This is a genomic window from Streptomyces sp. NBC_00341, from assembly GCF_041435055.1.
GTDB lineage: Bacteria > Actinomycetota > Actinomycetes > Streptomycetales > Streptomycetaceae > Streptomyces.
This window is the reverse complement of sequence record NZ_CP108002.1, coordinates 590,639-606,975: the sequence shown is the minus strand read 5'-3', so window position 1 is coordinate 606,975 and position 16,337 is coordinate 590,639. Positions and strand designations below refer to the sequence as shown.

The 16,337-nt window shown below is 72.1% G+C and carries 18 protein-coding genes; 7 read left to right on the top strand and 11 right to left on the bottom strand.

Features of this window, described 5'->3' with window-relative positions:
- Window positions 1–788 precede the first annotated feature (788 nt).
- Entirely contained in the window at window positions 789–1,826 is a 1,038-nt protein-coding gene (locus OG892_RS02785; protein WP_073738109.1) for an NUDIX hydrolase, read from the top strand.
- A gap of 139 nt (window positions 1,827–1,965) precedes the next feature.
- Here the strand turns inward: OG892_RS02785 and OG892_RS02780 are convergent, their stop codons facing one another.
- Entirely contained in the window at window positions 1,966–3,330 is a 1,365-nt protein-coding gene (locus OG892_RS02780; protein WP_371628364.1) for a dipeptidase, read from the bottom strand.
- A 183-nt stretch (window positions 3,331–3,513) separates the two neighbouring features.
- On the opposite strand from OG892_RS02780, the gene OG892_RS02775 reads away from it, so the two are divergent.
- Window positions 3,514–4,731 carry a geranylgeranyl reductase family protein gene (locus tag OG892_RS02775; RefSeq protein WP_079193607.1) on the top strand — a complete coding sequence of 406 codons (1,218 nt, stop codon included), beginning with the start codon at window positions 3,514–3,516 and terminating at the stop codon, window positions 4,729–4,731.
- A 46-nt stretch (window positions 4,732–4,777) separates the two neighbouring features.
- Here OG892_RS02775 and OG892_RS02770 read toward each other — a convergent pair whose 3' ends face one another.
- On the bottom strand, window positions 4,778–5,230 hold the full coding sequence (locus OG892_RS02770; RefSeq protein ID WP_073738132.1) for a nitroreductase family deazaflavin-dependent oxidoreductase: 453 nt from the start codon (window positions 5,228–5,230) through the stop codon (window positions 4,778–4,780).
- 127 nt (window positions 5,231–5,357) lie between these two features.
- Between OG892_RS02770 and OG892_RS02765 the strand changes: the two genes are divergently transcribed.
- The 3 genes from OG892_RS02765 to OG892_RS02755 all read left to right on the top strand — a co-directional run bounded on the left by OG892_RS02765 (window position 5,358) and on the right by OG892_RS02755 (window position 8,322).
- Window positions 5,358–6,125, top strand: a complete 768-nt coding sequence (locus tag OG892_RS02765) for a TetR/AcrR family transcriptional regulator (RefSeq protein ID WP_371628363.1) — start codon at window positions 5,358–5,360, stop codon at window positions 6,123–6,125.
- A 182-nt stretch (window positions 6,126–6,307) separates the two neighbouring features.
- Window positions 6,308–7,660: a sensor histidine kinase gene (locus OG892_RS02760; protein ID WP_371628362.1), complete on the top strand. Its 1,353-nt coding sequence runs from the start codon at window positions 6,308–6,310 to the stop codon at window positions 7,658–7,660.
- Window positions 7,657–8,322 (top strand): response regulator, encoded by a 666-nt coding sequence (locus tag OG892_RS02755; RefSeq protein WP_371628361.1) that lies wholly within the window; start codon window positions 7,657–7,659, stop codon window positions 8,320–8,322. Before OG892_RS02760 ends, OG892_RS02755 begins: the two co-directional genes overlap by 4 nt.
- Here the strand turns inward: OG892_RS02755 and OG892_RS02750 are convergent.
- From OG892_RS02750 to OG892_RS02735, 4 genes are all read right to left on the bottom strand, one after another.
- Entirely contained in the window at window positions 8,283–8,645 is a 363-nt protein-coding gene (locus OG892_RS02750) for a DUF6332 family protein (protein WP_371628360.1), read from the bottom strand. The two genes, OG892_RS02755 and OG892_RS02750, sit on opposite strands and share 40 nt — an antisense overlap.
- 88 nt (window positions 8,646–8,733) lie before the next feature.
- Window positions 8,734–9,495 carry a maleylpyruvate isomerase family mycothiol-dependent enzyme gene (locus OG892_RS02745; protein WP_371628359.1) on the bottom strand — a complete coding sequence of 254 codons (762 nt, stop codon included), beginning with the start codon at window positions 9,493–9,495 and terminating at the stop codon, window positions 8,734–8,736.
- Between the two features lie 20 nt (window positions 9,496–9,515).
- Complete coding sequence (locus tag OG892_RS02740) at window positions 9,516–9,896, bottom strand: SCO4225 family membrane protein (protein ID WP_073738102.1); 381 nt, start codon at window positions 9,894–9,896, stop codon at window positions 9,516–9,518.
- A 67-nt stretch (window positions 9,897–9,963) separates the two neighbouring features.
- Complete coding sequence (locus OG892_RS02735) at window positions 9,964–11,193, bottom strand: MFS transporter (protein WP_073738101.1); 1,230 nt, start codon at window positions 11,191–11,193, stop codon at window positions 9,964–9,966.
- Window positions 11,194–11,315: 122 nt separating this feature from the next.
- Between OG892_RS02735 and OG892_RS02730 the strand changes: the two genes are divergently transcribed.
- Window positions 11,316–12,530, top strand: a complete 1,215-nt coding sequence (locus OG892_RS02730; protein ID WP_073738100.1) for an ROK family protein — start codon at window positions 11,316–11,318, stop codon at window positions 12,528–12,530.
- Between the two features lie 67 nt (window positions 12,531–12,597).
- Here the strand turns inward: OG892_RS02730 and OG892_RS02725 are convergent, their stop codons facing one another.
- Genes OG892_RS02725 through OG892_RS02710 form a run of 4 tightly spaced genes read right to left on the bottom strand, consistent with a single transcriptional unit; the run spans window position 12,598 to window position 15,097 of the window.
- Window positions 12,598–13,500 carry a phosphotriesterase gene (locus OG892_RS02725; RefSeq protein ID WP_371628358.1) on the bottom strand — a complete coding sequence of 301 codons (903 nt, stop codon included), beginning with the start codon at window positions 13,498–13,500 and terminating at the stop codon, window positions 12,598–12,600.
- Window positions 13,494–14,075, bottom strand: coding sequence for a DUF4865 family protein (locus tag OG892_RS02720; protein ID WP_328868032.1), 582 nt, complete (start codon window positions 14,073–14,075; stop codon window positions 13,494–13,496). Before OG892_RS02720 ends, OG892_RS02725 begins: the two co-directional genes overlap by 7 nt.
- 10 nt (window positions 14,076–14,085) lie before the next feature.
- Complete coding sequence (locus OG892_RS02715; RefSeq protein ID WP_328868033.1) at window positions 14,086–14,484, bottom strand: cupin domain-containing protein; 399 nt, start codon at window positions 14,482–14,484, stop codon at window positions 14,086–14,088.
- A gap of 43 nt (window positions 14,485–14,527) precedes the next feature.
- Window positions 14,528–15,097, bottom strand: coding sequence for a TetR/AcrR family transcriptional regulator (locus tag OG892_RS02710; protein WP_371628357.1), 570 nt, complete (start codon window positions 15,095–15,097; stop codon window positions 14,528–14,530).
- Window positions 15,098–15,304: 207 nt separating this feature from the next.
- Between OG892_RS02710 and OG892_RS02705 the strand changes: the two genes are divergently transcribed.
- On the top strand, window positions 15,305–15,595 hold the full coding sequence (locus OG892_RS02705) for an SHOCT domain-containing protein (RefSeq protein WP_073738095.1): 291 nt from the start codon (window positions 15,305–15,307) through the stop codon (window positions 15,593–15,595).
- Window positions 15,596–15,754: 159 nt separating this feature from the next.
- Here the strand turns inward: OG892_RS02705 and OG892_RS02700 are convergent, their stop codons facing one another.
- Complete coding sequence (locus OG892_RS02700; protein WP_199884505.1) at window positions 15,755–16,276, bottom strand: ATP-binding protein; 522 nt, start codon at window positions 16,274–16,276, stop codon at window positions 15,755–15,757.
- Between the last annotated feature and the right edge of the window lie 61 nt (window positions 16,277–16,337).

The following is a 16,337-nucleotide window of genomic DNA, read 5'->3' as shown; positions in this document are numbered from 1 at the left end:
TCGGCCGCAGACCACATCCCTGGAGGCCCCTCCCGTCGCCCCACGCCGACACCGTCCGCGCCGCCGGCCAAGAGCTCGCCGACTACCTGATCGCTGAGGACCCGCTGCGTATCGAGCACCGCCGGCAGGTCCTCACCACGGGCGGGGCGTTCCGGTGCACCGGTTGCTCTGCTGCCCTGAGAAGTAATCACCGAGCGCGCCGGCTACACAGTTGGGGCGGCAGCACGTCGGCGCATTGGCCGCTAGCGGCCGAACCGTCGCCGCAGGCGGCGCCATCTGGTGGCTGGCGAGAACCGGCTCACCCTGGCTGGACGTTCCCGAGCGGGGCGTTCCGTGGGAGACCGTGCGCTCGGTCTTCCGGCGCCGGCAGAAGACTCGTAGTGCCTCGTCAGGTCTTCTGCGTCTGGTTCGGTTGCGGGGTGGAGGAGTGAGGTCATCGTGCCTTTGCGGCCCTGCCGCCGGGCCACCTCGGCGAATTGGCCTGCGGCAGCGGCCTCGGCCGCGCGGACGGCAGGTGCTCGCGGTGCCGTCCGGCAGCGGGGAGGCGTCGGTGGTCCGCGCGTGGCGGTAGAGGCTCGAATGGGGCATGAGCTTCCGGGTGTGGAGGGTGTGTACAGCGAGGTGACGGTCGCGATGGAGGAGCGGATCGTGGAGTATCTTCAGCGCGAATGGGAGAAAGAAGTAGTGGGTGCGGGGTTGTGGACGCCTAATTTTCCCATGCCGCTCCCAGGTGACTTGCACGATGCTGCTCCGTCCCTGTTCGGCGGCCTTCCCGTATTGGAGTACGAATGATCGTCTGGATCAACGGTGCGTTCAGCGCGGGGAAGACCAGCGCCGCGCGCGAACTGATCGATCTGATCCCGAACAGCACCTTCTACGACCCGGAACTGACCGGTGCGGGGCTGCGCAGTCTGCTGCCCCAGAAGAAGCTCGCCGAGGTGACCGACTTCCAGGACCTGCCGATCTGGCGGCGTCTGGTGGTGGACACCGCGGCGGCCCTGCTCGCCGAGGTCGGTGGGGTGCTGGTGGTGCCGATGACGCTGCTGCGACAGGAGTATCGCGACGAGATCTTCGGAGGGCTCGCCTCCCGGCGCATTGCGGTGCGCCATGTGCTGCTCTCACCTGAGGAAACGATCCTGCGACAGCGGATCGCCGACCGCGTGGAAGCCGCCGACGATCCCGAACACAGCGACCAGGTCCGGCAGTGGGCGTACGAGCACATCGGGCCCTACCTGTCGGCGCTCGACTGGATCGCCGGGGACGCCCACACCATCGACAACAGCGCCCTCACCCCTCGGGAGACGGCCGCACGGATAGCCGAGGCCGTGCACACCGGGGCGGCCCCGGCCTGCGGGATCGTGCAGACACCCGATCCGACCGCGGAGACCGTCGCGGCCGGTGTGCTGCTCTTCGACGAGGAGGGCCGGGTGCTGCTCGTCGACCCCACCTACAAGCCCGGCTGGGAGTTCCCCGGTGGCGTCGTCGAGTCGGGCGAGGCACCGGCCCGTGCCGGGATCAGGGAGGTCGCGGAGGAGATAGGGATACAGCTCGAACGAATACCGAGACTGCTGATCATCGACTGGGAGGCGCCAGAGCCGCCCGGATACGGCGGACTGCGGCTGCTCTTCGACGGTGGCCTGCTGCCGGGCCGGGACGTCGAGCGGCTGGTGCTGCCCGGTTCCGAACTGCGCGGCTGGCGGTTCGTCACCGAGGCGGAGGCGGCCACGATGCTGCCGCCCGCACGCTACGAACGGCTGCGCTGGGCGCTGCGTGCCCGCGAGAAGTCGGCTGTGTTCAACCTGGAGGCCGGAGTCCCGGTGGGCTGAGCCCCGACGCGATCCGTGCGGCGGACGTCCACCGCACGGATCCACGAGCTGGGCGCGCATCGCCCACCGCGTGGCGGCGGGGCCGGTACGCGGTGAGCGGGCCACGGTCCGGCAGTCCGGCGGGTCGCTGACCGGGCGCTCAGGCCTTCTTGGAGGCGGCGTAGTTGCGCAGGAACAGCGCCTCGGCCACTGACATCCGTTCCAGCTCCTTGGGCGACACGCTCTCGTTCACCGCGTGGATCTGCGCCTCGGGCTCGCTCAGCCCGATCAGCAGGATCTCCGCCTCCGGGTACAGCTCGGCGAGCGCGTTGCAGAGCGGGATCGAGCCACCCATGCCGGAGGACTGCATCTCCTCGCCGGGATACGCCACCCGCATGGCGTCCGCCATCGCCGTGTACGCCGGGCTGGAGACGTCGGCGCGGAAGGGCTGCCCCTGGCCGACCTGCTCGACCGACACCCTGGCACCCCACGGGGCGCGCGACAGGAGATGCGCGGTGAGCAGCTTCGTCGCCTCGTCGGCGTCGCCGCCCGGCGGCACCCGGAGGCTGATCTGGGCCCGCGCGCTCGCCTGCACCGACGGCGTCGCGCCGACGACGGGCGGGCAGTCGATCCCGATCACCGTGACGGCCGGCCGTGCCCAGATCCGGTCAGCGACCGTACCCGTGCTGATCAGTTCCACCCCGTCCAGCACCTTCGCGTCCTTGCGGAAGTCCGCCTCGGGGTACTGGAGGCCGTCCCACTTCGTGTCGGTGGTGAGGCCGTCGACGGTCGTCGTGCCGTCCGCTGCGCGCAGCGACGCGAGCAGCTGGATCATCGCGGCCAGCGCGTCGGGCGCGGCGCCGCCGAACTGCCCGGAGTGGAGGTTCCCTTCGAGGGTGTCGAGACTCACCCGCAGCATCGTCATCCCGCGCAGGGTCGAGGTGACCGTCGGCAGACCGGCGCGGAAGTTGCCGGTGTCGCCGATCACCACGGTGTCCGCGGCGAGCAGTTCCGGATGGGCCTGCGCGTACTGCTCGAGGCCGCCGGTGCCCTGCTCCTCGGAGCCCTCGGCTATCACCTTCACAGAGACCGGCACCCCGCCGTTCGCCTTGAGGGCGCGCAGCGCGAGGAGGTGCATGACGAAGCCGCCCTTGCAGTCGGCGGAGCCCCGGCCGAACCAGCGGCCGTCGCGTTCGGTCAGCTCGAACGGCGGGGAGAGCCAGGCGGACTCGTCGAGCGGCGGCTGCACGTCGTAGTGCGCGTAGAGCAGCACCGTGGGCGCTCCGGCCGGACCGGGCAGGAAGCCGTAGACGGCCTTGCTGCCGTCCGGGGTGTCGAGCAGGGCGACGTCCTGGAAATCCTCGTCGCGCAGCGCCCCGGCGACCCACTCGGCCGCGGCGTCGCACTCACTCCTGGGGTACACAGCGGGATCCGCCACCGACTGGAAGGCCACCAGCTCGGTGAGCTCCGCCTTGGCGCGGGGCATCAGTGAGGCGATGGTTTCGGAAATCGGATGGGCGGTCATGGGCACGCTCCTAGCAGGTGCGACGTTATAGGTACGAATCCGTGTACTTGAACGCCGCGAACGCGGCGTTGTGGTGACGACGGAGGCACGGTCGATCCTCCCACAGCAGGGGTTGGCCCGAACGCGCCGTAGGATGCCGTGAGCAGCTTGGGCCACTGGTCGGATCGGGAGCAGAAGCACATCGTGAGCAGCGAGAACGCAGACGCCGGACATGAGCACGAAGAGTCGTCCGTGTGGGATGTCGTCGTAGTCGGCGCCGGACCGGCGGGCGCCTCCGCGGCATACGCGGCGGCGGTAGCCGGCCGTCGGGTGCTGCTGCTGGAGAAGGCGGAACTGCCCCGTTACAAAACATGCGGCGGCGGAATCATCGGGTACTCGCGTGATTCGCTGCCGCCCGGATTCGAACTGCCGTTGCGGGACCGGATCCACGCGGTCACGTTCTCGCTGAACGGCAGGCTCTCGCGGACCCGCCGCTCCAAGCGCATGCTCTTCGGGCTGATCAACCGCCCCGAGTTCGACGCGGGGCTGGTCGAGGAGGCGCAGAAGGCCGGAGCCGAACTACGCACCGGGGCGACGGTGTCCCGGGTGGAGCAGCACGGTGCCGCGGTGCCCGACCGGCGCACGGTCGCGGTCGTGCTGTCCGGCGGTGAGACCGTCCTGGCCCGTGCGGTGGTGGGCGCGGACGGCAGTGCCGGGCGGATAGGGGCCCATGTCGGGGTGAAGCTGGATCAGGTGGACCTCGGCCTGGAGGCGGAGATCCCCGTTCCGCAGACGGTCGCGGATGACTGGGCCGGCCGGGTCCTGATCGACTGGGGCCCGATGCCCGGCAGTTACGGCTGGGTCTTCCCCAAGGGCGACACCCTGACGGTCGGTGTGATCTCGGCGCGCGGCGACGGTGGCGGAACGAAGCGGTACCTGGAGGACTTCGTCGCGCGGCTCGGCCTGGCCGGCTTCGAGCCGAAGATCTCCTCCGGCCATCTGACGCGCTGCCGCAGCGACGACTCGCCGCTGTCGCGCGGCCGTGTGCTCGTATGCGGTGACGCGGCCGGTCTGCTGGAGCCGTGGACCCGCGAGGGCATCTCGTTCGCGCTGCGTTCCGGACGGCTCGCCGGGGAGTGGGCGGTCCGGGTCGCGGAGTCGCACGACGCGGTGGACGCCCGCCGCCAGGCGCTCAACTACGCCTTCGCCATCAAGGCCGGGCTGGGTGTCGAGATGAGCGTGGGGCGGCGGATGCTGAAGCTCTTCGAGCGCCGCCCGGGTCTGCTGCACGCGGTGCTGACGGGATTCCGTCCGGCGTGGAACGCGTTCGCGGGGATCACCCGGGGAACGACTTCGCTGGCCGAACTGGTCCGTTCGCATCCGCTGGCGCAGCGGGCGCTGTCGACGATGGACCGCACGTAGCCGTCGCGGTGCGGGGGGCGGAGCGCCGTCGGGGTTGGCCGTCCGGTCAGTCCTCGACGGTGATCCGGAAGACGGGGTGGTCGGGGCAGGCCGCGAGGAGCTCGGCATCCGTCGACTTCGCCGTGATGCCCTGGAAGTACTGATTGACCTCCCAGCCCCAGCGCTTCAGGTAGGCGCGGACGACGATCACCTTCTGCTCGTCGTCCGCGATCTCCACGGCGGTGAAGGCGTGACTGCCGCGGCCCTTGCGCAGTTCGCCGCCGCCCGCGGCCCGCATGTTGCGCACCCACTGCGAGTGGCCGCGTGCCGAGACCAGGTACTGAGCGCCCTCGTGGTGGTGAGGGTTCACGGGGATGCGCTGCATCCGGCCGCTCTTGCGTCCGCGGACCGACAACTCCTGGGTACCGAGCAGACTGACGCCGTGCCGGGCGAGCCGGCCGACGAAGCTGTTCAGGCGGACGGTGAGCGGGCTTCCCTGAAGGTAGTAAGCCTGCGACATGGTGACCCCCACTGTTCGGAGAGCGGTGCTCTCGCTTGAGATCAGTGTGCACGAGAGTGGCGCTCCGAAGCAAGAGCGCCGCTCTCGTTATTGGTCGACGCTCTGATCGCGTGACAGAATGCGGCCCATGAGCGCCATCAGGGGAGCCAGGGAACGGGCCCGTATCGAGGTCACCGCCGCCATCAAGGACGAAGCGCGCAGGCAACTCGCCGCCGAAGGAGCGGCCAAGCTCTCGCTGCGCGCGGTGGCGCGGGAGCTCGGCATGGTCTCCTCCGCCCTCTACCGCTATTTCCCCAGCCGCGACGAACTGCTCACGGCCCTGATCGTCGATGCGTACGACTCCGTGGGCGAGGTCGCGGAGAACGCCCACCGGGCCGCCGCCCCGGACGGCTCCGCGCCCGCCGCGCATCTGGCCCGCTGGGTCGCGGTCGCCTGTGCCGTTCGCGACTGGGCGCTGGCGCACCCCCACGAGTACGCCCTGATCTACGGTTCGCCGGTGCCCGGCTACACGGCGCCGCAGGCCACCATCGCGCCCGCGTCGCGCGTCGGCCTCGTCCTCATCGCCGTTGTCGAGGACGCCCACCGAGAGGTGGGGCTCGCGCTGCCGCCGCTCACCGAGGAACTGCGCCCCGAGGCCGAGCGGCTCGCCGCAGACCTGGCCCCCGTCCTGCCCCCCGCCGTCGCCCCATCGATCGTCGCCGCCTGGGCGCAGCTGTTCGGACTGGTGTCGTTCGAGATCTTCGGCCAGTTCGACCGGGTGGTCGAGGCCAGGGCGGCCTTCTTCCGCCAGGCCGTCGAGGAGCTGGGCCGCACGGTCGGCCTGCTGGGCACGGCGGCGCGCGGCACGGCGGACACGGCGGGCCCAGTGCGGCGGAACGGCCGGGCGCGGCGCTGAGCGCTGAGCCCTCGCCCCGCCCGGCCGCCCGCCCGCCCGGCCGCCCGGCGAGGCTGTCCCGGCCCCGCTAAGCTGTCCCGCCCCGCCCCGCCGTCCCCGTTCTCCGTACTCCACAGGGAGTACGGGTGATCGCCACGCCTGGCGGACGCCCGTGGGGTGGTCCGCGGTCTAGCGTGACCGGCATGGAAGAGCAGCGCTCACAGGAAAGCGGCGGTCCCCCGGGCGACCGGGGCGGACCGCCGCGGCGACGGCCGTGGGCGCACGGCGGGACGGGCGGCGGGACGGGGGGTCCCCACGGGCCCGGCACGCCCTGGAGCCATGGCGGGCCGCCGCGCTGGCTGACCGGAGCACCGGGAATGTCCGCCGCTCGTCTGCCGTGGGTGTCGACCCTGCTGCTCGGCGTCGTCGTCATGGTCGGGTCGAACATCGCGGCCCACGGCCAGCTCGGCGAGAAGGCCCCGCTGGACCTCTTCGCCCGGCTTCTGCTCCTCGTCTCGGTGGCCGTGCTGCTGGTGCGCCACCGTCACCCCGTCGTGGCCGTCTTCGTGAGTTCGGCCGCGGCGATGGTCTATCTCGGTGCCGGATATCCGTACGGGCCGGTCTTCCTGGCCGTCGCCGTGGGCTGCTTCAGCGCCGTCGTCGCCGGGCACCGCCGGGCCGCGTGGTCGGCCGTCGGCATGGTGTGGCTGGGGCATCTGCTGGTCGCCCACTGGCTCTACCGGTGGCTGCCTCCCTCGGGCGACTCGGCCCCGCCCTGGGGGCAGGAAGTGGGGGTCGCCGCCTGGGTGGTGGCGATCGTCGCCGCCGCGGAGTTCGTCCGGGTCCGCCGCGAGCAGTGGGCGGCGCAGCGGATGGAACGGGCCGCCGCGGAGAGGCGGCGGGCCGACGAGGAGCGCCTGCGGATGGCCCGGGAACTGCACGACGTCCTCGCCCACAGCATCTCCGTCATCAACGTCCAGGCCGGGGTCGGCCTCGCCCTGCTCGACTCCGACCCCGAGCAGGCCCGCACGGCGCTCACCACCATCAAGGCCGCCAGCAAGGAGGCGCTCGGTGAGGTCAGACAGGTCCTCGACACGCTTCGCACCCCTGGGGACGCGCCGAGGGCACCGGCCCCCGGACTCGACGGACTGCCCGAGCTGGTGGAGCAGGCCGCGAGCACCGGCCTGACCGTCACCGTCACGACGGACGGCGCACGCGGCGCCGTGCCGCCCGGTGCGGACCTGGCCGCGTTCCGGATCGTGCAGGAGGCGCTGACGAATGTGGTGCGGCACTCCGGTTCGCGTACCGCACAGGTCGCGGTCCGGTACGAGCACGGCCGCATCCGGCTCCGGATCGACGACCGGGGACCCGCCACCGGCAGCGACGCCGGGGGCAGCGGCAACGGACTGGCGGGCATGCGGGAGCGGGCCGCGGCGCTGGGTGGCACGATCGAGGCGGGGACCCGGCCCGACGGCGGCTGGCGGGTGCGAGCCGAACTTCCGCTGCCGCCCGGCACGACCGGCGGGGCACCCCCGCACGAAAAGGAGACACCGTGATCCGCGTACTGCTCGCCGATGACCAGCTGCTGGTCCGGGCGGGATTCCGGGCCCTCCTGGACGCCCAGCCGGACATCGAGGTGGCGGGCGAGGCGGCCGACGGCGAGGAGGCCGTCCTGCTGGTGCGCGAACTGCGGCCGGACACCGTACTGATGGACATCCGGATGCCGCGTCTCGACGGCCTCGCCGCGACCCGCGCCATCACCGGGGACCCCGCGCTGAACGAGGTGAAGGTGGTCATGCTCACCACCTTCGAGCTCGACGAGTACGTCTTCGAGGCGATCCGCTCCGGAGCATCCGGTTTCCTGGTGAAGGACACCGAGCCGGAAGAGCTGCTGCGGGCCGTCCGGGCGGTCGTCGCCGGTGACGCGCTGCTGTCCCCGGGCGTCACCCGCCGGCTGATCGCGGAGTTCGCGGCCCGTTCCAAGGAACCCGTGGCGGCTACGGGCCTGAGCGAACTGACCGAACGGGAACGGGAGGTGATGGCTCTGGTCGGCATAGGGCTCTCCAACGAGGAGATCGCCCGCAGGCTCGTCGTCAGCCCGCTCACGGCCAAGACCCACGTGAGCCGGACCATGGTGAAGCTCGGCGCCCGCGACCGGGCCCAACTGGTGGTGCTCGCCTACGAGTCGGGCCTCGTACGCCCCGGCTGGCTGGGCTGATCCGGCGCCGCGGGACCATGTGCCGGACCGCGTGCGGTACCACCTGCCGCACCACTCGCCGGTCGGGCGGAGCCCAGCTCCACGGCGGAGTCCCGGCGGCCGAACCGCCACAGCACGTCGATGACCCGCCCCATGAAGACGAGTGCCGCCACGCTTGCCGCGACCATCAGCAGCACGGACCGCAGGCCGTCGTGCGGTGCGAGGAAGGCGGTGGGGACGCAGACCATGACGAACGCCACGGCGGCCAGCACGGCCCCGGTCAGTACGGCGAAACCGATCTCGACGGTCATGGCGTCCCGGTCGGCCTGGCTTCGGTGTCCCATGTCCGGAGTTTCACAGCCGAGATGACAGGCGGGCAACCCCGCCTCCGGCGCGAAGCGGGGCTCCTGCGGCGGGGGCGGGCGCCGGGATCTAGTTGACCGCGGAATTCTCCTGCCACAGCCGGGCGAGAGCGGGGTCACCGGTCACGGTGAGGGTGGTGAGCGGCAGCCGGTTCCAGAGCGAGAGATACAGATCCCGGGCCGTGCCGCTCAGTTCGCAGTCCGCAGCGCCGTCCACGGCGTGGTCCGTCGGTGCCCCGGTCCCGCGTACGGTTCGCGGCGGATCCGCCGAGAGCGCCACGGTCCACACCGCGCCGGTGTCGGTGGACCGGACCCGCAGTGTGCGGGGCAACTCGGTGCGCAGCCGGGTCTTCGGGCGGGCGTGGAAGCCGCGGAGCAGTTCATCGACGCCGTCCGCGGCGTGCGCGGCTGCCACCGGGGACAGCTTGCCGCCCCGTGCGGACTCCGCGTCGACCCGGTGGATGGCCGTCTCGTGCGCCTGCCGCCGCGCCCAGAAGGTGAGCGGCGAAGGCGCGGCGAAGAAGGTCCAGCACCGCAGGTCCGGCGACGCGCCCTCCAGGGCGTCCAGCAGTCGGCGGTGCCCCTCGCGGAACCGGTCGAGCAGCTCGGGGCCGTCCAGGTCCGGTTCGGCGGGGCCGCGGACGTACGTGGTGTGCCCCTCGGTCACGAAGGCGGTCGCCCAGGCGTGCACCATCGCGGTGTGCCGCAGCAGATCCCGAACCTGCCAGTCCGGGCAGGTCGGCACGGGCGCCCCGGTCCCGGCCTCCGTGGCGGCCTCGGCCAGCAACCGGCCTTCTTCGGCCAGGGTGTTGATGTGGTCCGCGATGTCCATGGCAGGGATTGTGCCAGTGGTCAGGCGCCCTGCGGGTGGGCCGAGCGCGAGCGCGTCCGCCCCGCGCCCCCGCGCAGCAGACGTACGAACCAGCCGAGGACGAACGACTGCACGAGCACGGACACGATCAGGGCCAGGTACATGTACCAGTCGGGTCCGGCCGAATCCGCTCCCCACAACGTGCTGTCGAGGATGAGGAAGAGGAACACGGTGGGGGCGGCCAGGAAGAAGAGCCAGACTCCGGAGAACGAGGCGTCCTCGTGGGCGACGAACAGCGTGTCCACCGTGACGAACACGGCGGTGGCCGCGACCACCCCCAGATAGATCAGTGACGCGGCGTTGCCGAAGGTCAGGCGCGCGACTGTGCGGAGGTGCTGCGTGGTCGTAACCGTCTTGTTCATCGTTGCTCCCCTTTGGTGGCTGACCTCTCCATCGTGCGTCCGGGGAACCGTTCCTGCCTGAGTACGGCTACTCACTCGTGACGGTATGCGACACATTGCGGGCGGCGTACCCCAGCGCCGCCGCCGCGGCCGCCAGCAGGGTCACGGTGGTGAGGGCCGCGGGCAGCGAGAACCAGTCGGTGAGGAACCCGATCGCGGGCGGGCCGAGCAGCATTCCGCCGTAACCGAGCGTCGAGGCCGCGGCCACCCCGCCGGGACCCGCCAGCTCACCGGCCCTGCTGACCGCGACGGGGAAGATGTTGGCCAGCCCGAGCCCGGTGATCGCGAACCCGAGCAGCGCGAGCCAGGTGGTCGGAGCGAGCGCGCCGAGCAGCATGCCCGCCGCGGCGGTGCCGCCGCCCGCGACCAGGGTCCGGGTCTGGCCGAGCCGTTCGAGCAGCGCCGTACCGGTGAGCCGGCCCGCCGTCATGGCCAGGGCGAACAGCGAGTAGCCCGCCGCCGCGATCCCGGGATGGGCGTGCAGGTCCTGCTCCAGGTGGAGCGCGCCCCAGTCGGCCAGGGCGCCCTCGCCGTAGGCCGTGCAGAGCGCGATCATGCCGAAGAGGAGCACCACACGGCGGGCCCGCCCGCCCAGGCGCTTGGGGCGCTCGCTGCTCGCGGCCGACTCCGCCGGAGGCTTCGCGACGGTGTGCCGGAGCAGTACGGGGCCCGCGAAGGCGGTCACGAGCAGTCCGAAACCGGTCAGGATCAGGAGATGCGCGGAGGGGGAGAGGCCGCCCGCGACCAGTCCGCCGAGCCCGGCGCCGATCATGCCGCCGAGGCTGAACGCGGCGTGGAAGCTGGGCATCACGGGTCGCCGCAGCGCGTTGACGAGATCCACCGCCGCGCTGTTCATCGCCACGTTCATCCCGCCGTACGCGGCGCCGAACACCAGCAGTACCAGGCCGAGTGAGAGTGCCGAGTGGGTCTGTGCGGGCAGCGCGATGCTGAGCGGGAGCAGGACTCCGCAGACCACGGTCACCGTATGGCTGCCGAAGCGGTGGCAGAGCCTGCCGGTGAGCATCATGGTGATCACGGCGCCGGCGGACACGCCGAGGAGCGCGAGGCCGAGGGTGGCGGCCGAGGCGCCGGTCTGGTGCTTGATGGCCGGGATACGGACCACCCAGCCGGCGAAGATGAACCCGTCGAGGGCGAAGAACACGGTCAGTGCGGTACGGAGACGGGAGGACGAGGGTGGGGCGGGGTTGCCGCCCGGTCCCCCCGGCAGGGCCGTCCGCAGTTTGTTTAGTTGCGGCACAAAGTCAGCATAGAGGCCTGCGGACAACGGGCGCAAGGTGGCTGCCGACGGGCGTCGCGCAAGGGGTGAACCCGGCCACCGCGGCGTCGGCAACACCTCCGGATCATGGGAGACTCGCCCCCATGAACGGCAAGGTGACCCACACCCGGACGAAGTTGGAGAGGGGCCGCAGCGCGCTCGGCCCCGCGCTGGAACTGGTCCATACCGGACGCGCGCCCACCCGTGCGGTCCTCACCTCGGAGCTCGGTGTCACCCGCGCCACGGCGGGCGCGGTCGCCGCCGAGCTGGAGGCGCTCGGCCTGATCAGGGTGGACTCCAGCCCCGGTTCCGCGGCGGGCTCGCAGGGGCGCCCCTCGCACCGGCTGGCGGTGCGGGAGTCCGGGCCGGTGGCCGTCGCGGCCCAGGTCCACGCGGACGGCTTCCGGGCCGCACTGGTCGGACTGGGCGGCCGCCTCGTCGCGACCGCCCCCGGCTGCGTCACCATCACCGCGGACCCGGCGCAGGTCATCGGTGAAGTCGTCGACGACTGCGCCCGGTTGCTGCGGGACAGCGGGCTGCGGTGCGTGGGGGCCGGACTCGCCGTGCCGTCCGCGGTGGCCGAGCCGGAGGGCACCGCCCTCAACCCCCTCCACATCGCCTGGCCGGCGGGCGCCCCGGTCCGCGAGATCTTCGCCACATGCGTCCGTGAGGCGGGCATCGCGGGACCGGCGTTCACCGGCAACGACGTCAACCTCGCCGCGCTCGCCGAGCACCGGCACGGAGCCGGGCGAGGCGCCCAGCATCTGCTCTGCGTGGCCACCGGCCACCGCGGCGTCGGCGGCGCGCTCGTCCTGGACGGCCGTCTGCACAGCGGGAGTTCCGGGCTGGCCCTGGAGGTCGGCCACCTCACGGTCAACCCGGAGGGCAGGCCCTGCCACTGCGGAGGCCGGGGCTGCCTCGACGTCGAGACCGACCCGCTCGCCTTCCTCACCGCGGCCGGGCGGCGGCCCGGCCCCGAGGAGTCGCTCCTCAAGCAGTCCGGGGACCTGCTGCGCAACGAGTACGACGACGTGGCGGTGCGCGTCGCCGCCGAGGAGCTGATCGACCGTCTGGGACTCGGTCTCGCCGGTCTGGTCAACATCCTCAACCCGGACCGGATCATCCTCGGCGGACTGCACCGCGCGCTGCTCGACGCCGACCCGGAACGGCTTCGGGCCGTGGTCGCCGACCGCAGCCTGTGGGGGCGCAGCGGCAGTGTCCCGATCCTGCCCTGCACCCTTGACCACAACAGCCTGGTCGGCGCGGCGGAGCTGGCCTGGCAGCCGGTGCTGGACGACCCTCTGGTCGCACTCGCCTGAGCGGAGAAGACCCCCTGATCGCACTCGCTTGAGCGGACGGGACTGAGAGGCCGCGCCCCGCCGACCCTCAGGCCTCCCGGACCGGTCCGAACGCGAACGCCCGTGCCGGGTTGCCGACCAGCGCCGCCTCCATGAGCTCCGCCCCCAGGGCCTCCTCCAGGCGCGGACGCAGCCGGCGCAGCAGGTACGGCATGCCCGGCGTCTCCGGCACGGTGGTGTCGCCGCCCAGCAGCAACTGCCCGCCGAACCCCGCCTCGGCCAGCGCCGCCAGTTCCGAGGGCAGCCGCCAGTCCGTCGCGTGGTGCGCCCGGGACGGACCGTCGAACGCGAGGAACGCCCCCGCCCGCGCCGCGTCCCGCTGCACGGCACCGTCCGGTGAGCGGCCCGGATGGCCGAGGATCACCCGCTGCGGCGCGACGCCCAGCTCCCCGCAGAACAGATCCAGCACATCGAGCGCGGCGGTGCCCAGCTCCAGATGGACGGCGATCGGCGCGCCGGTGCGGTGATGCGCCTCGGCCGCCGCCGTCATGGTGAGCCGGGCGTGCGCGTCGACCGCGTGGAACGCCCCGGCGACCTTGATGAGCCCCGCCCGTACCCCGGTGGAGCCGATGCCCTCCGTGAGCTCCGCGACGAAGAGCGGGGCGAGCCGGTCCCGGATGCGGTCGAGCCGCGCGGGCGGATAGTGCGCCGCCTGGTGCAGCCCGGTGGCCGCCACCACGTGCACGCCCGTCGAACGGGACAGCGCGGCCAGCGATCCGGCGCCGCGGCCCATCCCGTGCGGCGTCCACTGCACCACCGTGCGTCCGCCCAACTCCCCGAAGGAACCCAGTCGTCGGGCGGCGTCCCGTTGGTCCGTCAGCTCCTGGCCCGGCAGCAGGGGGCTGCGCAGGAAGAGGTGGTCGTGGGCGTCGCACACGCCCAGTTCCCCGGCGGGGACGTCCCCGAGAACAGTGCGGACCGTGGCTACCACTGGCGCCCCTCCCTGAGCTCCTCGCGTTCCGGCCGGCTGACGTGGAGCACCTCGAAGCGCTCGCCGGGCTCCTCGGGCGCGGGACCGTCCCAGAGGGTGAAGTGGACCAGCTCCCAGTGGCGGGGGTCCACGGCGAGCGCCGTGACGACGGCGCCGGGCGCCTTCGCGAGCCGGCGGCTCTCCTCCAGCGCGGCTTCGACGGCGTCCGCCGGGGCGGCCGACGCCGGAACGGGAGCGCGGCGGCGGGTGGCTGAGCGGGGGAGCGCGGCCGACGAGGGGCCCTGCGCGAACGACAGCCCTGTCCAGTGCCGCACCTCGGGACGCCCGAAGTCCCGCACGACGCCCTGGAATCCGGAGCCCCAGAGGAAGGAGTTCATGCCCTCGGGCGTCGACCACAGGTAGAACGGCGCGTACTGGTTGACCGGCGAGTCCTCGCCACGCTCCCGGATCAGGTAGGCCTTGATGCCGAGTCCGGGGAAGTCGTCCAGGAGGTGGCCCTTGGTCGCCACCCGGTCCCGGATGATGCCCATGTCGTAGTCGGCGGGAAGCGTGATCTCGTACTGCATGGCGTGCATCGTCTGCTCCTCAGGCCGCCGGGTATTCGGCGACGCCGGCGTCGGGGTGCCAGTGGATGGTTGAGCCGTCCTCGGCCGCCTCGACGAGGGCCAGATGGGTCATGAAGGTGCGGGGTGCGGCGCCGTGCCAGTGCCATTCGTCCGGCTCGATCCACACGGTGTCGCCCGCCCGGATCGGCTCCACCGGACCGCCCCGGCGCTGCACCAGGCCCTCGCCCTCGGTGACATGGAGGACCTGGCCGTGCGGGTGGGTGTGCCAGGCGGTGTGCCCGCCCGGGGCGAAGTGCACGCTGAACGCCCTGAGTCGGGAAGGCTGTTCGGGCGCCGCGAGCTCGTCGAGCCAGACGCTGCCGGTGAAGTGTCCGGGCGGTCCGGCCTGCGTGTCCGGGCGGTTTCTGGTGATGCGCATGTGCGGGGTGCTCCTTGTACGGTCGGTCGCGTGTGACGGTAGGTCAGCCGGCAGCCGTAGCGGGGGCGAGCAGTGTGAGCAGTCCCCGGACGGCGGCGTCGAAGGCGTCCGTCGAGCCGGAGGCGCGGGCCAGTACGTAGCCGCCCTGCACGGTCGCGACGATCGTCGCCGCGATGTCGTCGGGCACCAGGGCGTGGGTGAACTCGCCCCGGTCCAGGCCCTCCTGGACGATCTCGGCCAGCCTGCCGCGCAGCCACCCGATCGTCTCGTCGACGGGGGAGCGCAGTTCGTCGCTCACGATGACGTCCGGGTCCATCGTCAGCCGCCCCACCGGGCAGCCCCGCAGCACATCGCGCTCACGCAGCAGGTAGCGCGAGATGCGCTCGTACGCGGAGCCGGGCGAGTCGAAGGTGCGGCCGGCCGTCTCGCGCATCTCGGCGGACGTACGCCGGATGGCGGCGAGAGCCAGCTCGGGCTTTCCGCTGAAGTGGTGGTACATGCTGCCCTGGCCGGCGTCCGCCCGCTGCTGGATGGCCTTGGGGCTCGTGCCCACATATCCGCGCTCCCACAGGAGCTCCTGGGTGGCTTCGATCAGTCGGTCCGGAGTGCTCATGAAGACACTGTACATACTAGTAGGTACAGAATTCATGGCCGATGATCGGGAAGCCGCGGCAGCGGGCGGGAGCAGCCGCCCGCCCGCCGTCTACTCCCGAGGGGGTACGCGTACTGCCGCTGGCCGTACGACGACGCGTGCCCCTCCCCGGAGCCAGGATCGGAGGTGACAGCAGAACGCGAACCCCGAACCGAGGAGCTGACCGAGATGAACACCCTGGCCTTCAACGGGGGACCCGGACCGTGGATCCTCCTCTTCCCGCTCATCTGGGCGGCCGTCGTCATCGGCGTCGTCACGGTCGTACGACGCACCGTCCGGCGCGGCAGGCGCGGACCCTGGCAGTTCGGAGCCGGACAGGCCGGCCCCTCCGGCCCCTCCCCGATCGACATGCTCGGGCGCCGCTTCGCCGCCGGAGAGATCGACGAGGACGACTACTGGCGCCGCCTCTCCGTCCTCGACGAGCAGTTCGGCACCCGCGGCAGGGGTAGTGCGGTATGACCGCCACCGGCGGGCTGCCGCCCGCAGCGTCTGAGGGGGCGGACCTTGTTGCCCCGGTCGACTGCCGGACAGTCTTGGGCCTGACGTGGGGGGAGGGTCGAATCCGCTCTCACCACGGCAGGAGCGGGACGCCACGGGAGGCGTCCCGCTCCTGCCGTGTCAGCCGACCGACACGGACCGTGCCACCGAGGGCTGCACACCCTCCGGCGCCATGATCCCGCTCAGGTCGAACGGTCCGTCGGTCGTCGCCCCGTACACCGAATGCGGTGGCTGGACGGCGAACAGGGAAGGGGCCGGAAGGGTGAACCAGACGATCTTTCCGGCTCCGCCCCGGGGGCGGACACCCCAGCTCTCGCTGACCGCGGCGATCAGTGCGAGTCCGCGCCCCGACGTGGCGGAGTCGTCGGCCTCGCGCACGGTCGGCAGCCGTGGGTCGTGGTCGTGGACGGACACCGTCAGCCGTTCGAGCAGCAACTCGACCTCGACGGTGCAGGATTTGTCCGGCTGTGCATGCCGGTGGACATTGGTCAGGAGTTCCGTGACGCCCAGCGCTGCCTGGTCGATCAAGGGATCGAGATGCCAGTAGCGCAATTGCGCCGAGATGATTCTGCGGACCTGACCGATCCGCGACGGCAGGGCCTGGAGCTCCACCGTGCAGTGCCTGCTTGGCTCGCTGATCACGGCTGCGACTCCCCGAAATAGGTCCGGAAGAAGACGAAGGGACGGATTCAGCGGATGGCTG

What these genes read in the sequence shown, in the direction of transcription:
- OG892_RS02750 (WP_371628360.1), bottom strand. Translation starts at nt 8,645, where the DNA reads ATGGGACACCGAAGCCAGGCCGACCGGGACGCCATGACCGTCGAGATC.
- OG892_RS02715 (WP_328868033.1), bottom strand. Translation starts at nt 14,484, where the DNA reads ATGCGCATCACCAGAAACCGCCCGGACACGCAGGCCGGACCGCCCGGA.
- OG892_RS02780 (WP_371628364.1), bottom strand. Translation starts at nt 3,330, where the DNA reads ATGACCGCCCATCCGATTTCCGAAACCATCGCCTCACTGATGCCCCGC.
- OG892_RS02740 (WP_073738102.1), bottom strand. Translation starts at nt 9,896, where the DNA reads ATGAACAAGACGGTTACGACCACGCAGCACCTCCGCACAGTCGCGCGC.
- OG892_RS02710 (WP_371628357.1), bottom strand. Translation starts at nt 15,097, where the DNA reads ATGAGCACTCCGGACCGACTGATCGAAGCCACCCAGGAGCTCCTGTGG.
- OG892_RS02745 (WP_371628359.1), bottom strand. Translation starts at nt 9,495, where the DNA reads ATGGACATCGCGGACCACATCAACACCCTGGCCGAAGAAGGCCGGTTG.
- OG892_RS02730 (WP_073738100.1), top strand. Translation starts at nt 11,316, where the DNA reads ATGAACGGCAAGGTGACCCACACCCGGACGAAGTTGGAGAGGGGCCGC.
- OG892_RS02785 (WP_073738109.1), top strand. Translation starts at nt 789, where the DNA reads ATGATCGTCTGGATCAACGGTGCGTTCAGCGCGGGGAAGACCAGCGCC.
- OG892_RS02705 (WP_073738095.1), top strand. Translation starts at nt 15,305, where the DNA reads ATGAACACCCTGGCCTTCAACGGGGGACCCGGACCGTGGATCCTCCTC.
- OG892_RS02765 (WP_371628363.1), top strand. Translation starts at nt 5,358, where the DNA reads ATGAGCGCCATCAGGGGAGCCAGGGAACGGGCCCGTATCGAGGTCACC.
- OG892_RS02760 (WP_371628362.1), top strand. Translation starts at nt 6,308, where the DNA reads ATGGAAGAGCAGCGCTCACAGGAAAGCGGCGGTCCCCCGGGCGACCGG.
- OG892_RS02720 (WP_328868032.1), bottom strand. Translation starts at nt 14,075, where the DNA reads ATGCACGCCATGCAGTACGAGATCACGCTTCCCGCCGACTACGACATG.
- OG892_RS02770 (WP_073738132.1), bottom strand. Translation starts at nt 5,230, where the DNA reads ATGTCGCAGGCTTACTACCTTCAGGGAAGCCCGCTCACCGTCCGCCTG.